This is a genomic window from Bradyrhizobium sp. HKCCYLRH1034 (assembly GCF_051168375.1).
In the GTDB taxonomy this organism is placed as follows: Bacteria; Pseudomonadota; Alphaproteobacteria; order Rhizobiales; family Xanthobacteraceae; genus Bradyrhizobium.
Window position 1 is genome coordinate 172461 of the sequence record NZ_JBNPUW010000010.1, and the last position, 13807, is coordinate 186267.

General features: G+C 66.5%; 12 protein-coding genes. All 12 read right to left on the reverse strand.

Annotated elements, in window-relative coordinates; genetic code table 11:
* Positions 1-4 precede the first annotated feature (4 nt).
* Positions 5-484, reverse strand: a complete 480-nt coding sequence (locus tag ACQR0W_RS23805) for a (2Fe-2S)-binding protein (RefSeq protein WP_315717444.1) — start codon at positions 482-484, stop codon at positions 5-7.
* A gap of 3 nt (positions 485-487) precedes the next feature.
* Positions 488-1309 carry an FAD binding domain-containing protein gene (locus ACQR0W_RS23810; protein WP_316187160.1) on the reverse strand — a complete coding sequence of 274 codons (822 nt, stop codon included), beginning with the start codon at positions 1307-1309 and terminating at the stop codon, positions 488-490.
* Between the two features lie 15 nt (positions 1310-1324).
* Positions 1325-1768, reverse strand: a complete 444-nt coding sequence (locus tag ACQR0W_RS23815) for an SRPBCC family protein (protein ID WP_316187159.1) — start codon at positions 1766-1768, stop codon at positions 1325-1327.
* Positions 1769-1772: 4 nt separating this feature from the next.
* Positions 1773-2210, reverse strand: a complete 438-nt coding sequence (locus ACQR0W_RS23820) for an SRPBCC family protein (RefSeq protein WP_316187158.1) — start codon at positions 2208-2210, stop codon at positions 1773-1775.
* Between the two features lie 6 nt (positions 2211-2216).
* The gene (locus ACQR0W_RS23825) at positions 2217-5114 is read right to left on the reverse strand and encodes a flotillin family protein (RefSeq protein WP_316187157.1); all 2898 of its coding nucleotides are present in this window, start codon (positions 5112-5114) and stop codon (positions 2217-2219) included.
* 76 nt (positions 5115-5190) lie between these two features.
* Positions 5191-6036: a phosphoenolpyruvate hydrolase family protein gene (locus tag ACQR0W_RS23830; protein ID WP_316170917.1), complete on the reverse strand. Its 846-nt coding sequence runs from the start codon at positions 6034-6036 to the stop codon at positions 5191-5193.
* A 5-nt stretch (positions 6037-6041) separates the two neighbouring features.
* Positions 6042-8261: an ABC transporter permease gene (locus ACQR0W_RS23835; RefSeq protein ID WP_316170918.1), complete on the reverse strand. Its 2220-nt coding sequence runs from the start codon at positions 8259-8261 to the stop codon at positions 6042-6044.
* Positions 8254-9036: an ABC transporter ATP-binding protein gene (locus ACQR0W_RS23840; protein WP_315717437.1), complete on the reverse strand. Its 783-nt coding sequence runs from the start codon at positions 9034-9036 to the stop codon at positions 8254-8256. Before ACQR0W_RS23840 ends, ACQR0W_RS23835 begins: the two co-directional genes overlap by 8 nt.
* On the reverse strand, positions 9029-10117 hold the full coding sequence (locus tag ACQR0W_RS23845) for a branched-chain amino acid ABC transporter permease (protein WP_315752527.1): 1089 nt from the start codon (positions 10115-10117) through the stop codon (positions 9029-9031). Before ACQR0W_RS23845 ends, ACQR0W_RS23840 begins: the two co-directional genes overlap by 8 nt.
* A gap of 1 nt (position 10118) precedes the next feature.
* Positions 10119-11129 (reverse strand): branched-chain amino acid ABC transporter permease, encoded by a 1011-nt coding sequence (locus ACQR0W_RS23850; RefSeq protein ID WP_315752526.1) that lies wholly within the window; start codon positions 11127-11129, stop codon positions 10119-10121.
* Positions 11130-11328: 199 nt separating this feature from the next.
* Entirely contained in the window at positions 11329-12153 is an 825-nt protein-coding gene (locus ACQR0W_RS23855) for an AraC family transcriptional regulator (RefSeq protein WP_315752525.1), read from the reverse strand.
* A gap of 119 nt (positions 12154-12272) precedes the next feature.
* A complete protein-coding gene (locus ACQR0W_RS23860) occupies positions 12273-13523 on the reverse strand; it encodes an ABC transporter substrate-binding protein (protein ID WP_315752524.1) in 1251 nt (416 codons plus the stop codon).
* Between the last annotated feature and the right edge of the window lie 284 nt (positions 13524-13807).

Below are 13807 nucleotides of genomic sequence, written 5' to 3' on the forward strand. Positions count from 1 at the left end.
CTCCTCACGCACTCGCGCGCAGCGACGCGGCCGCCGCCAGCACCGCATTGATGATCGGCTCGTAGCCGGTACACCGGCAGATGTTGCCCGAAATCGCCTCTACCACCTGCTCGCGGCTTGGCTGCGGGATCTTGTCGAGCAGCGCCTTCGCCGCCATCAGCATGCCCGGCGTGCAATAGCCGCATTGCGCGGCAAAACCCTCGGCGAAGGCGCGCTGCAGCGGATGCAAATTCGGACCGCTCTTGATGCCGTCGAGCGTCTCGACCGCGCGGCCCTCGACGGCTTCGGCGAGCGTCAGACAAGACAGGTGCGCGTCGCCATCGATGAGGACCGTGCAGGCGCCGCAGCCGCCCTGGCCGCAACCGAATTTCGGCGTGAGGTCGCCGATCATCTCGCGCAGCACGACCAGCAGATTGGTGCCGCCGTCGACGAACAGCGCGACATCGCGACCATTGTGCCGGAACTGAAGTGGGGTCTTGGCCATGCTCTAGCTCTCCTGTCCCGACAGCAGCCGCCGCAGATGCACGCCGACCACTTCGCGGCGATACCACGCGCTGGCCAGCGAATTGTCGGTGGGTGCCGTTCCCTCGGCCGCCGCAGCAGCGGCGGCACTGATCGCGCCGGCGTCGAACGGCCGCCCTTCGAGCGCGCGCTCGGCCGCCTTGGCGCGGATGGCGGTCGGGGCCATCGATCCCAGCGCGATCCGCGCGCCGGTCACGCGGCCGCCACTCTGTGGAAGATGCGCCGCAAGCGTGATCACCGATCCGCCCTTCGGCTTGATGCGGGCGATCTTGCGATAGCGGAACGCATCCGCCGACGCAGGACGGATGCACGACACGCCGACCACCAGCGCACCGGCCTGGCGGTCGCGCGATTGCAGGAACTCCTCGATCGCCATGTCCCTGACGCCAAAGCCGCCCTGCAGCGAGACGATGCCGTCGAGCGCCAGCAGCGCCACCGTGAAGTCGCCGAACGGCGCCAACGCGAACAGATTGCCGCCGACCGTCCCCATGTTGCGCACCGCCGGGCCGCCGATCGAGCGCGCCGCCGGATGCAGGAAGGCGAGATCGCGTTCGGCCAGCACGCGGGCGAAGGTGACGCCGGCGCCGATCCTGATGCGCGCGCCTGCCGCATCGATGCCCTGCAAGGTCCGGTCGGTGGCGCGGATGACCGTCGCAATCGAGACGTCGCCCTCATTGAGATCGCGCATGACCAGCGTGCCGCCGCCCAGGTAGCGCGCCGCGCGGTCCGACGACAGCGCAGACGCAGCTTCGCTCGCGGCCTGAAACGTCTTCACCGTGACCGGCATCGATTCACCTCGTCCTCATGCCGCCTGCTTCAGATGCGATCGGATCGCCTCGAAGCCGGCCTGGTAGATGTCTTCTGCCACCATGCGCGACAGCGCCTCGGCCTGCTCGGGCCGCGTCGTGAAGCGGCTCTCCCAGTGCCAGAAGGTGCGATCGCCGTCGGTGACCGGCAGCAGCCGGACATGGGCGACATAGTTGAACATCGGGATCGGCGTATCGAGCAGGCAGTAGCTGAAGCTCTGCTCGAGATCGGACAGCGCCAGCAATTGCTCGCGCAGCTCGGAGCCGTCCTTCAGACGAAAGCGCCTGACACAGCCGATCTTGTCGGACGTCTGCGAACGCTCGATCGTCGACGTCGCGACCGCCGGGTGCCAGCGATCATGGCCGTTGAAGTCGCGCAGCACCTCCCACACGGCCTCGGTCGGCGCATCGATGATGGTGCTCTTGACCACGTGCGGCACGGCGTCAGCCTCCGAACGCCCGCTTGAGCGCATCGAAGCCGCCCTGGAACACGCCGCCGCCGATCGAAGCCACCAGATCAGCCTCGCGCTCCGGCGCGCAGTCGAACTCGGCGGTCCACTCCAGAAACGTCTTGTCGCCATCCGTGATCGGTGTCAGCCTGAGGGTCGCGACGTAGTTCGATACGCCCATCGGCGATTCCAGGATCGAGTAGGTGCAGAACATGTCGTAGTCCGACAGGCCGAGCAGCTTCTCGCGGATGCGGTCGCCGTTGCGCAGCCGGAAATCCCTGACGCAGCCGATCTTGTCGGCGGGCTCGCCGCCCTCGATCCGGCTTTCGGCGGTCGCCGGATGCCAGTTCGGCAGGCCGTTGAAGTCGCGGACCCGCGCCCACACCCGATCGTTGCGGGCATTGACCACTGTGGAGACGTAGACCCTCGCCATGACGCCTCACCCCTTCTTCCGCGGGCCGCGATCGGTCGGCGGCTCGGACGGGCTGCCCTCGCCCGATCCGGCGCCGCCGCCTGTCTCCTTGCGCGCCGAGGTTTCTTTCCGGATTCCCTGCATGTCCCTGGCCTCGCGGATCAGGCCCGGCATCTTGGCGAGGCTGCCGCCCTCGACTCCGATGTCGGAGAGGATGGAGTCGATCAGCGGCGCCTGGACGCGGTAGCGCAGCGCGGAGTCGATCACCTCGTCGGTCGCACTGCGGCCGCCATTGCCGTTGCCGCCATTTCCGTTCAAGCCGTCGACCTGCAGGATGCGGATGCCCTCGATCTTCTCCATCGGCTTGACGCTCTCGCGCACGATGCCCTCGATGCGGTCGAGCAGCTTGCGCCGGAACAGCGAGTAGCGTGCCTGGTCGGTCAGGACGTTCTCGGCCTCGTTGAGCAGCTTCTGCGCCTCCGCTTCGACCGCGGCACGAACCCGCTCGGCCTCTGCGGCGATCCGCGTCTCCTCGGCCTGCTTCTCGGCCAGCAGCACCTCGACCGTCTTACGGCGGCGGGCAATCTCGCTCTCGCGCGCGGTGACGACTTTCTCCGCCGCTTCCGTTGCGCGCGAGCGCGCCTCTTCGGCCGCGACCTTGGCCGCGGATTCCTCCAACGATTTTTGATACAGCGCGATGGCCTTCTCCATCAGCGCCGTCTCGACGTCCTTCTCGCGGTTCACTTCGAGCTTACGCAGCTCGCGCTCGCGGCCGATGCGGGCCTCGTCGAGACCACGATCGGAGGCGATGCGGGCGCGTTCGACCTCCTCACGGGCCGCGATCTCGGCCTCCTGCAGCGACTGGACGCGCGCGACCTCGAGCTGCTCGATCGCCCGGCGACGCTCCAACCGGACGGCCTCCAGCGCCTGCTCGCGCGAGACATCGGCGGTCTCGACCTGCTTGCGCGCGACGATCTCGGCTTCCTTGACCTGACGATCCGCATCGATGCGCTCGGCTCGCTTGGCGGCGAGCTCGATGACGCGGGTTTCGTCGGCGAGCTCGATCGCCTTCTTCTGGTCGATGTTGAGCACCTCGCGCGTCCGCGACGAGGCAATGCGCTCGGCCTCCAGCGCCAGCTCGACTTCGATGCGGCGCCGCTCGACCGCCTCCCGACGCTTCAGATCGGCGGCCTCGACGGCCTCAGTGCGCTCGATCTCCAGGCTGCGCGTCTCCTTCTCCGACTGGATCCGCTTGGCTGTTACAGCCAGCTCCTGGGCGATGCGGGCCGCTTCGATCGCCTCGCGCGAGGCGATGTCGGCCTCCTCGATGGTCCTGACGCGCGCGATCTCCAGTGCACGCACGCGTTCCTCCTGGGCGATGCGACTTGCCTCGGTGGCCTCGCGCGCGGCAATACCGGCGATCTCGATGCCCTGGTTGCGCTCGATCTCCAGCTTACGCGTGGCGTGCTCGGCGGCGATCCGTTCCGCCGACAATGCCTGCTCGCGCGCGATCCGGGCGGCCTCGACCGCTTTCTGCGCCCCTATCTCAGCCTCCTGGATGTTGCGCACTTGGGCAATCTCGGTGGCGCGGGTGCGCTCGTCGGAGCTGATGCGCTCCAGATTGACGATCATGGTCTGCGCGATGCGCGCCTTCTCGGTCGCCTCGCGCGCGGCGATCTCCGCCTGCTCGATCACGCGGGTGCGTTCGATCTCGCGGCGGCGTGTCTCCTCGTCATTGGCGATGCGCGCATCGGAGACGACGCGGTCCTGCTGGATCCTGGCCTTCTCCACCGCCTCGCGCGCGGCGATCTCGGCTTCCTCGATGGTGCGGGTCCGCTCGATATCGCGTTGGCGCACCTCGCGCTCAGATTCGATGCGCGCGGCGTCGATCGCGCGCTGGTTGGCGATCCGCGCCTTCTCGATGTCCTCGCGCGCCAGCAGCTCCCTCTCTTCGACGGCACGCGTCCGCTCGATCTCGCGCTGCCGCGTGTCGCGCTCGGCCGCGATTCGGGCCTCGGCAATCGTCAGCTCGTTCGCGATCCGCGCCTTCTCGATCGCCTCGCGCGCCATGATCTGTGCCTGCTCGGCCTCGGTCTCGCGCAGCGCCCGCTCGCGCGCCACCTCCGTCCGCTGCAGGGCGCGGCGCATCTCGATGTCGCGCTCCTGCTCCAGCCGCGCCGTCTCGCTCTCGCGCTCGATATCGAGCGCCTCGCGCTCGGCTTTGAGGTTGCGGGTGCGAATCTTGATCATCGAGTCCTGCTCGATGTCGTTGCGCAGCTTGCGCTTGCTCTCGATGTCCTCCATCAGCCGCGTCAGGCCCTCGGCATCGAACCGGTTCGACGGATTGAAGAATTCGAGATCTGTCTGGTCGAGATCGGTGATCGCCACCGATTCCAGCTCCAGGCCGTTCTGGGCCAGCGCCTCGGCCGCGGCCGCCTTGAGGCGGGACACGTAGTCGCCGCGCTGCTCGTGCATCTGCTCCATGGTCATTTCAGCGGCCACCGAGCGCATGGCCGAGATGAACTTGCCGGACAGCAGCGCATGCAGCCGCTCCGGCTCGAGCGTGCGACGGCCGAGCGTCGCCGCCGCGATCGACACCGCCTCGCGCGTCGGCTGGACACGAACGTAGAAATCGGCCTCGACGTCGACCCGCATCCGGTCCCGCGTGATGACGGCGTCCTGCCGGGCGCGCGTGATACCCATCGGCAGCACGTTCATGTTCACCGGCGTATAGTCGTGAATGAAGGGCAGCACGAACGCGCCGCCATTGATCACGACGCGCTCCCCGAGGAAGCCGGTGCGGACGAAGGACACCTCCTTCGAGGAGCGGTGATACAGCCAGTTGACGATGTAGACCGCGACCACGATGACGATGATCGCAATGATCAGCCAAAGAATCAGCTCACCGATCAAAGCCCCGGACATCTCATTCCTCCCTCAGTCTCTCGTCCGGCGAATGCGGCGCCTCAGCGCCGCTGCTGCCGGATCTCATGTTGTCGCCTCAGACGCGGCGCGGCCGCGAGCTGATCGCCTTGAAATGTCGCACCTGCTCCGTCAGTGCGCGCTCCACCGGCAGCCGCTCCATCGAGGAGGCGCCGTAGAAGCCATGGCAGTTCTTGGTGTGCTTCATGATGAAGTCGGCGTCGGACGGCTCCGCGATCGGGCCGCCATGCGCCAGAACCAGAATCTCGGGATTGACGCTGAGCGCGGCCGAGGCCCAGCTGTCGATCAGGCCGGGGCAGTCTTCGAGCTTGGGCGCGGTCTGCGCGCCGATCGAGCCGCCGGTTGTCAGACCGAGATGGCAGACGATGATGTCCGCGCCCGCGATCGCCATGCCCGCGGCCTGGGCTTCATTGAAGACGTAAGGCGTCGTCAGCAGGTCCTTGTCATGCGCGCGCCCGATCATGTCGATCTCCAGCGCGTAGGAAATGCCCGTCTCCTCGAGATTGGCGCGGAAAGTGCCGTCGATCAGGCCGACGGTCGGGAAGTTCTGCACACCGGAGAAGCCAAGCGCCTTCAGCTCATCGAGGAACACATCCATGTCGCGGAACGGGTCGGTGCCGTTGACGCCCGCGAGCACCGGGGTCGACTTCACCACCGGCAGCACCTCGCTGGCCATCTCGACCACGATGGCATTGGCGTCGCCATAGGCCATCAGTCCGGCGAGCGAGCCGCGGCCGGCCATGCGATAGCGGCCGGAATTGTAGATCACGATCAGGTCGATGCCGCCGGCCTCCTCGCATTTGGCCGACAGGCCGGTGCCGGCGCCGCCGCCGATGATCGGCACGCCACGGCGCACCATGTCGCGAAACTTCTTCAGCAGCGGTGCGCGCTCATATCTCGGCATGACCATCACCTCGCCTGTCTGCGCCGCGCCGGCAGCCGCCCGAGCATCGGCCGGATGGCGCCGACGACCACTGCTGCGAACTCATTGTCGTTGATGTGATGCGGCACGCGGATCAGGCGCCGGCTCGAGGTCTGCCGCACGGTCTGCTCGAGACTGCGGAACAGCGCCTCATCCGCCTCGCGATCGAAGAACGGCTGCCCCGGCGCATCGAGCGCGGAGACGCCCTTTTCCGGCAGGAGAAACCGGACCGATCCATCCATGCGATTGAGCCGCTCGCCGATCCAGCGCCCCATCTGCGCGTTCTCCGCGGCCGTCGTCCGCATCAGCGTGACCTGCGGATTGTGCACGTGGAATTTGCGGCCGCGGTAGCGCTCGGGAATGGTCTCGGGCGCGCCGAAATTCACCATGTCGAGCGCGCCGACCGAGCCGACATAGGGCACGCGGGTGCGGATGATCGCGCCGAAGCGATCCTCGGTTGCCGGAAACACACCGCCCATCAGCAGGTCGCAGACCTCGGTCGTGGTGAGATCGATCACGCCGGCGAGCATGCCGGAATCGACCAGCTTCTCCATCGAACGGCCGCCGACGCCGGTGGCGTGGAAGACGAGGCACTCGTAGTCATCGCGCAGCTCGGCCGTGAGCTTCTGCACCGCCGGCGTGGTCACGCCGAACATGGTGATGCCGATCGCGGGACGTTGCGGTCGGGTGCTGTCAGCGACAGCGGACTGCCGCTCGCGGGCCATCACCATGCCGGCTAGCGCATGCGCGCCATTGCTCAGCACCGCGCGCGAAATCGAATTGAGACCCTGAACGTCGGTGACCGAGTACATCATCGCGATGTCGGCCGGCCCGACATAGGCGCCGACGTCACCGGATGCGACAGAGGAGATGATCAGCTTGGGCACACCGACGGGGAGCTCGCGCATGCCCGGCGCGACCAGCGACGTTCCGCCGGAGCCGCCCGCCGAGATGATACCTGCGACATTGTCCTGCCGGCGCAGCCAGCGCCCGAACGCATCCGCCATCGCGGTGACGGATGCGCCGCGATCGGCACCGAACACGGCGGGACCGCCGCGCGGATGATTGAGTGCGATCTCCTGGGCCGAGACGTCGCAGCTCGTATGGCGTCCGCTGGTGGAGACATCGACAAGTCGGGTGCGCAGGCCGTGGCCCGCGACGATGTCGCGGATGAAGCGCAGCTCGTCCCCCTTGGTGTCGAGCGTCCCGGCGACGATCACCGCGGGCGGACCTGACGTGATCGGCGCGGCGCGCTCGCGGCCCTGGCGCGCGGCCTCGTCAAGTCGGCTGACGCCGGTGGAGAGCGTGCGCGCCTTGGCCTCGATCTGCGCGATCGGCACCGGCTGCGACCAGCGCGTCGGCAGCACGGGATTAGAGACGTAAACCTTGACGGGCGCAGCTTTCGGCGTCGTTGACACCGCCGCACGTGCGGCGGGCCTCTCCTGAACTTCGCCCGTCCCGAGATCGGTCTCGTCGCCGGCATGCTGGCCGACACCGAGCAGGCGCTGCTGCAGTTCGCGGTCGGCGGCGAGCCGGGCCGAGTCGATGATACGGTTGATGCGGCCATTGACCATGATCGCGACGCGGGACGAGATCGCGGTCGCAACGCCGATGTTCTGCTCGATCACGAGCACCGCCATGTCGCCGTCCTGGCTGAGCCGGATCAGCATCTCCTCGACCTGGGCGACGATGACCGGCGCCAAGCCCTCTGTCGGCTCATCCATGATCAGGAGCTGCGGATTGGTCAGCAGCGCGCGCGAGATCGCCAGCATCTGCTGCTCGCCGCCCGACAACTGGCCGCCGCCATTGTTGCGGCGCTCGGCGAGCCGCGGAAATGTTTCGTAGACGCGCTCGACGGTCCAGGCGCCGCGGCGCAGGCCGGCGGCGAGTCGCAGATGCTCGTCGACGCTGAGCGAGCGCCACAGACGCCGCCCCTGCGGCACATAGCCGACGCCGAGCCGCGCGATGCGCGCCGGATTGAGCCCGGTGATATCATTGCCGCGCAGACGCACCGTGCCGGCGGACGGCCGCAGCAGGCCCATGATGGCCTTGCACAGCGTCGTCTTGCCCATGCCGTTGCGGCCGACCAGCGAGAAGACGCCGCTGTCGAGCCGGAGATCGACGCCCTGCAGCGCATGCGAATGGCCGTAGTACACGTCGAGGCCGCGGACCTCGAGCGCAGGCGCGGAGCGGCGGACGTCATTCATGGCCGCCTCCGAGATAGAGCTCCTGCACCTCCGGATCGGATTCGATCTCCTGCGGTGCGCCTTCCTTGAAGATGCGGCCGTTGTGCATCATCGTCACGCTCTCGACGACGCGCAGCGCCACGTCCATGTCGTGCTCGATGATGATGTAACCGATGTGCGGCGGCAGCGACGTCAGGATCTCGACCAGCTCGCGCCGCTCGGTCGGCGACAGACCCGCCGCCGGCTCGTCGAACAGGATGAATCGGGGCGCGCCGGCCAGCGCCAGCGCGATCTCGAGCTGCCGCTGCTGGCCATGGGCGAGCTCCGAAACCAGTTGATCACGCACGGACGTCAGATGCACGGCCTCGATCAGGCGCTCGGCCGCCTGCATCAGGGCGTCATTGGCGCTGGGACGCAGCATCGAGAAGCGCGCTCGCGAGACGCCACGGCATGCCAGATAGACATTGTCGCGCACCGACAGGCCGAGGAACAGCGCCGAGATCTGGTAGGTGCGGCGCAGCCCGCGGCGGATCCGCTCGTAGGGCGGAAAGGCGGTGATGTCCTCGCCGAAGAAGCGGATCGTGCCTGAGGTCGGCAGGAAGTCGCCGGTCACGCAGTTGAACAGGGTGGTCTTGCCGGCGCCGTTCGAGCCGAGCACCGCGCGCCGCTCGCCGGGCCGCACCGTGATCGTGATGTCGGTCAGCGCGGCGAGCGCACCGAACATCCGCGTGACACCGCGCAATTCGAGGGCTGCAGTCGAGCCGAGCGCCGAGAGCCGGTCAGCGACCCTATCCATGGCCGTGACCTCCGGGGCGCGACCGCGGCTCCGAAGCCTCGCTGCGACGGCGCCACCGCTCATAGAGGCCGATGACTCCGTCGGAGGACCAGAACACGATAGCGAGAAAGCCGAGCCCGATCAGCAGCCGGAACCGGTTGCCGTCGAGCCCGACCTTCACCAGGAAGTCGAGCGCGAAAGTGCGCAGGATGACGAAGATGAAGGCGCCGATATAGGGCCCAACCGGCCGGGTGATGCCGCCGACGACGGCGACGATGAGAATGTCGATGCAGCGCTCGACCGCGACAGATCCGGGCGAGATCTGCCGATAGTTCCAGACCTGCAGCACACCGCCCATGCCGGCGATCAGGGCCGCGAACGCATAGGCGGCGATGCGATGTGCATTGACGTTGAAGCCGAGCGCGGCCATGCGCCTGGGATTGTCGCGCACGCCCTGCAGCGCCAGGCCGAACGGCGCGCGCGACAGATAGAGCACAGCGAAATAGCACAGTGCGGCCACCGCCAGCGTCAGGTAATAGAACGCGACGTCCATGCGCCAATCGACGCCGAGAAAATGTGGCGTGGCGATCGTGTTGATGCCGGTGTGGCCGTTGAATATCGCCCAGTTCTGATTGGTGAAATAATAGAACGCCGCGCCGATCGCGAGCGTGATCATGATGGTGTAGATGCCCTCGGTGCGTACCGCCAGCGCGCCGCCCAGCGTGCCGAACAGCACCGCGAGCACCAGGGCCATCGGCGTCGCCAACCACCACGGCCATCCGAGGCTGATATTGGCGTTGCCGCTGACGCCGAACACGGCGACCATGTAGCCGGCAAAGCCCGCGATCGTCAGCTGCATCAGGCTGACCATGCCGCCATAGCCGGCGAGGAACATCAGGCTCAACGCGATGGTGCCGAGGATCAGGGTCGTGCCGAAGATCTCGATCAGGAAGAAGCCGTTGGCGATCAGCGGCATGATCAGCAGCAGCGCGGAGACCGCCCAGGCCCAGGGCTGCTCGGTGGCCGACCATGCGGCCGGCTGCCGTGCGGCGCCGCCTGCCAGCATGCTCTCCCGCGCACGTGCCTCCTGGATCAGCGACATCTCATCGCCTCGCCAGGAGGCCCTGGGGCCGCAGCGCGAGCACCAGCACCATGATCAGGAAGGTCACGACGATCGCATAGGTCGGGATGTAGACCGAGCCGAGCTGCTCGGCGAGCCCAATGATCAGCGCGCCGAGCGCGGCTCCCGGGATCGATCCCATGCCGCCGACGATGACGACGACCAGCGAGGCCAGCAAAAAGCGCGTGTCCTCGCCGGGTGAGATCGACTGGAAGGTTCCGCCGACCACGCCGGCAATGCCGGCCAGCCCCGCGCCCAGTGCGAACACCAGCACGAAGACGAGCTGAATCTGCACACCGGTCGCCGCCAGGATCTCGCGATCATCCACGCCGGCGCGCACGATCATGCCGACGCGGGTGCGGTTGAGCGCGAGCCACATCGCGACGCCGATCACGACGGAGCCGCAGAAGATCACCAGCCGCACCAGCGGATACTGCAGGAACACAGCCTCGCCCGACGATTTCATCGCCGTCATCAGCGGCAGCTGTACCGGCCCGATCAGCCAGGCTGGCGTCTGGATCTGATAGAAGTCGCCGCCGAACGCCCACAGCATCAGATCGGCGAACACGATCGAGAGGCCGATCGTCACCATGGTCTGGCGCAGGTCCTGGCCCTCCATGCGACGAAAGACGAGCAGCTGCAGGAGAACGCCGATGGCCGCGACGAGGATGAAGGCGGCGACGAAGGCGAGGATCCATGACCCGGTCGCGGCGGACACGCCGTAGCCCACATAGCCGCCGAGCAGATAGAGCGAGCCGTGCGCAAGGTTGACGTTTCGCATCAAGCCGAAGATCAACGTGAACCCGCTCGCGACCAGGAAATACAGTCCGCCCAGCGTGATGCCATTGAACACCGCACTCAGGAACACCTTCTTGCGGCCGATCGCCTCCTCGAGCCCCGGCGGCCAGACGGCGAAGATCAGCCACGCCAGCAGCGCCAAGGCGAGAAGAACAATGAGGGACCAGATCGGGTGACGCTCGATGAAGCGGCTCATCAGCCCGCCCTCACGACAAGAGGGACGGATCCGTCGTCACAGCGGAAAGGTGCATTCAGCCGAAGATCGCCGGGTCTGCCGGCCATCGCTCGTCCTCCCTCGTCGGATCCTTTTGCGGATCACGTTGCCCAGAGTGTAGCGGCAGACGAGAGTGCGCACTTGATCGACAGTCTCTTTTCGCGCGACGCGCAGCAGCACGTCAGGCGCGCAGCACCTTTGCAGCGCGGCGATAGTCGGTCGGCGCCATGCCGACATTGCCGGCGAAGAAGCGCGTGAAGCCGCTCTGGGAGGTGAATCCGAGATCGAAGCCGATGTCGGCAATCGGTGCTTCCGTTGCCACGACGGCATCGAGCGCCCGCTCCATCAGCAGCGTATTCAGATAGAGATTGGGCGTCACTCCGGTCTGGCTGCGGAACAGCCGATAGAAATGCGGCCGCGATAGTCCGGATTCGCGGGCGATGTGATCGAGCTCGATCTCGGCGCACGGACTGTCCGACATCAGCTTGATGCACTTGCGAACACGAAAATCCGTCACTTCCGCGCATGGCCGCTCGGGCATCTGCTCCGAAACGCGCCAGCTTTCCTCGTAGCAACTGTCGATCAGCTGCCGCAGCTCGCCGTCGAGGCAACCGAGCGATGGCGCGCCACATACCAACGCTGCGGCGCGGCGAATGCAGCGGTCGAGCGCGGCGGTCCGCCGGAAGCAGGTACGACCAAACCGCAGGCCCTGCTCGCGCGCGGCCGACGGCATGAACCACTCCGCATTGACGTAGAGCACGAAGAAGATGGCGCCGTTGCCGACATCGTTCGGCAGGAAGTTGTGCGGTTCCCACGGATTGACCGCGACGATCCAGTTCTCGCCGATCTGATAATGCTGATCGCAGACGTCAATATCGGCCGGCGTGCCGCCAACGTGAAAGATCAGATGTCCCTCTCGATGGGCATGCACATTGAATGGCCGATTGAGCTGATAAACCGTCGCACGGCCGAAGCGAGCATGAAAGACGGCGAGCGCCCTACTCATCACTTCCTCACCGAAATGGTTCTTATTGTTCGTCAGCGTCGATCATTGCTTGGCAGAACGCAAGGGACGCGACGACGCGGCCCGAGCCCGCTCGAGCCGCGTCGCCCTCTGCAGAAAGGTCAGTACTTCTTACATTCAGGCACGGTGCGGCTCGGCAGGCCGATCTTGGCGAAGGTGGCGGCATCATATCCCAGCGTCTGGTTGACGTCGGGAATCACCTTCACCACCTTGCTGAACAGCGCGCCCTTGCCGTCGTCGACGACCTCGGTGACGAAGTTGGTGCCGATGGCCTGGCGGTTGGCGTCGAGCTTGATCTTGCCGTTGGGGGCATCGATCTCGATCTTCGCCAGCGCCGCCTTGAGCTTGGCCTGGTTGTTCGACAGATCGCCATTGACCTCGCGCAGCGCCAGGATCAACGCCATGGTCGAACCATAGTAGTTGGTGGCAAGCAGCGACGGGCTCGGGAAGCGCTTCTCCGGCGGGAACGAGTCCTGATAGGCCTTCACGAACTTCTGCCAGCGCGGATCCTCCCAGGTATCGGCCTGACCCGACGCCGCAATCGTACCGATCAGGGCGTTCTTGGCATTTCCCTTGGACGACAGGATGGTCTGGTCGATCATGATCGAGCCGCCCATCAGGTGCGCCTTGCCGCCGGCCTGCTGATACTGGTTGAGGAAGTTGACGGCATCGGCGCCGCCGAGACCGAGATAGATCGCATCGACGTCATCGGGCAGCGCCGCAATCACCGACGCGAAATCCTTGGTGCCGAGCGGGACCCATTGCCGGCTGGTGATCTTGCCGCCCAGGCCGCAGAACTCCAGCGCCAGGCCGAACACCTGGGTGTAGATGAAGGAATAGTCTTCGCCGACGGTCGCGATCTTGCGATAGCCCTTGGTCTCGTAGGCATATTTGCCGAGGCCGACCTGCCATTGGGCGCCGTCCATGTTGAAGCGGAAGAAGTTCGGCGCGGGATCGACATAGGTCGTCTCCTGTGCGCCGGACGCGGCGTTCACGAAGGTCAGCTCAGGGTGCGTCTTGGCGAAGTTCTTGACGGCGATGCCCTCGTCGCCCGACAGCGGCGACAGCAGAATCTGTACCTTGTCCTGCTCGATCAGCTTGCGCACGGCACGGACGGCCGAGTCCGGCGTGGCGTCGGTCGACGCGACGACGAATTCCAGCTCCTTGTCGCCGACCTTCTTGCCGAGCACGTTCAACGCGGTGACATGTCCGCGCATCCCGTCCTCACCGAGCACGGTATAGGTGCCCTCCAGCGTCGCCGTGACGCCGACCTTGATCTTTTCCTGCGCGAATGCCGTGCCGGACAGCAAAAGCGCCGTGAACACGGCGATACCTACACTTCGCATGTGCATCGAACTCCTCCCTTGTCGCCCATTGCTGGGGCACACGAGCGTGTGCCGGCCACTGTTTCTCTGGCCATGTTGGCAGCGGACCTTCCCGGCGCCTCGCGTCATCTCTGACGAGCGACGGTCAGTCCCCATCGACCGCGGAGGCTACCGGATGAGCCGAGCGCGCGTGCAACCCGCCTGGCCTCGACCTTGACGACGAGTCTCATTTTCCATGATGCGACGCGATAAGGGCGTAACGCATTCCGCGTACGTCGCGGTCCCGTCAGTCCCCGGCAAGCGTGGTCGGC

Excerpts from the sequence above, each read along its gene's own strand:
- ACQR0W_RS23805 (WP_315717444.1), bottom strand. The coding sequence starts at position 484 with ATGGCCAAGACCCCACTTCAGTTCCGGCACAATGGTCGCGATGTCGCG.
- ACQR0W_RS23855 (WP_315752525.1), bottom strand. The coding sequence starts at position 12,153 with ATGAGTAGGGCGCTCGCCGTCTTTCATGCTCGCTTCGGCCGTGCGACG.
- ACQR0W_RS23835 (WP_316170918.1), bottom strand. The coding sequence starts at position 8,261 with ATGAATGACGTCCGCCGCTCCGCGCCTGCGCTCGAGGTCCGCGGCCTC.
- ACQR0W_RS23850 (WP_315752526.1), bottom strand. The coding sequence starts at position 11,129 with ATGAGCCGCTTCATCGAGCGTCACCCGATCTGGTCCCTCATTGTTCTT.
- ACQR0W_RS23820 (WP_316187158.1), bottom strand. The coding sequence starts at position 2,210 with ATGGCGAGGGTCTACGTCTCCACAGTGGTCAATGCCCGCAACGATCGG.
- ACQR0W_RS23830 (WP_316170917.1), bottom strand. The coding sequence starts at position 6,036 with ATGCCGAGATATGAGCGCGCACCGCTGCTGAAGAAGTTTCGCGACATG.
- ACQR0W_RS23840 (WP_315717437.1), bottom strand. The coding sequence starts at position 9,036 with ATGGATAGGGTCGCTGACCGGCTCTCGGCGCTCGGCTCGACTGCAGCC.
- ACQR0W_RS23845 (WP_315752527.1), bottom strand. The coding sequence starts at position 10,117 with ATGTCGCTGATCCAGGAGGCACGTGCGCGGGAGAGCATGCTGGCAGGC.
- ACQR0W_RS23860 (WP_315752524.1), bottom strand. The coding sequence starts at position 13,523 with ATGCACATGCGAAGTGTAGGTATCGCCGTGTTCACGGCGCTTTTGCTG.
- ACQR0W_RS23825 (WP_316187157.1), bottom strand. The coding sequence starts at position 5,114 with ATGTCCGGGGCTTTGATCGGTGAGCTGATTCTTTGGCTGATCATTGCG.
- ACQR0W_RS23810 (WP_316187160.1), bottom strand. The coding sequence starts at position 1,309 with ATGCCGGTCACGGTGAAGACGTTTCAGGCCGCGAGCGAAGCTGCGTCT.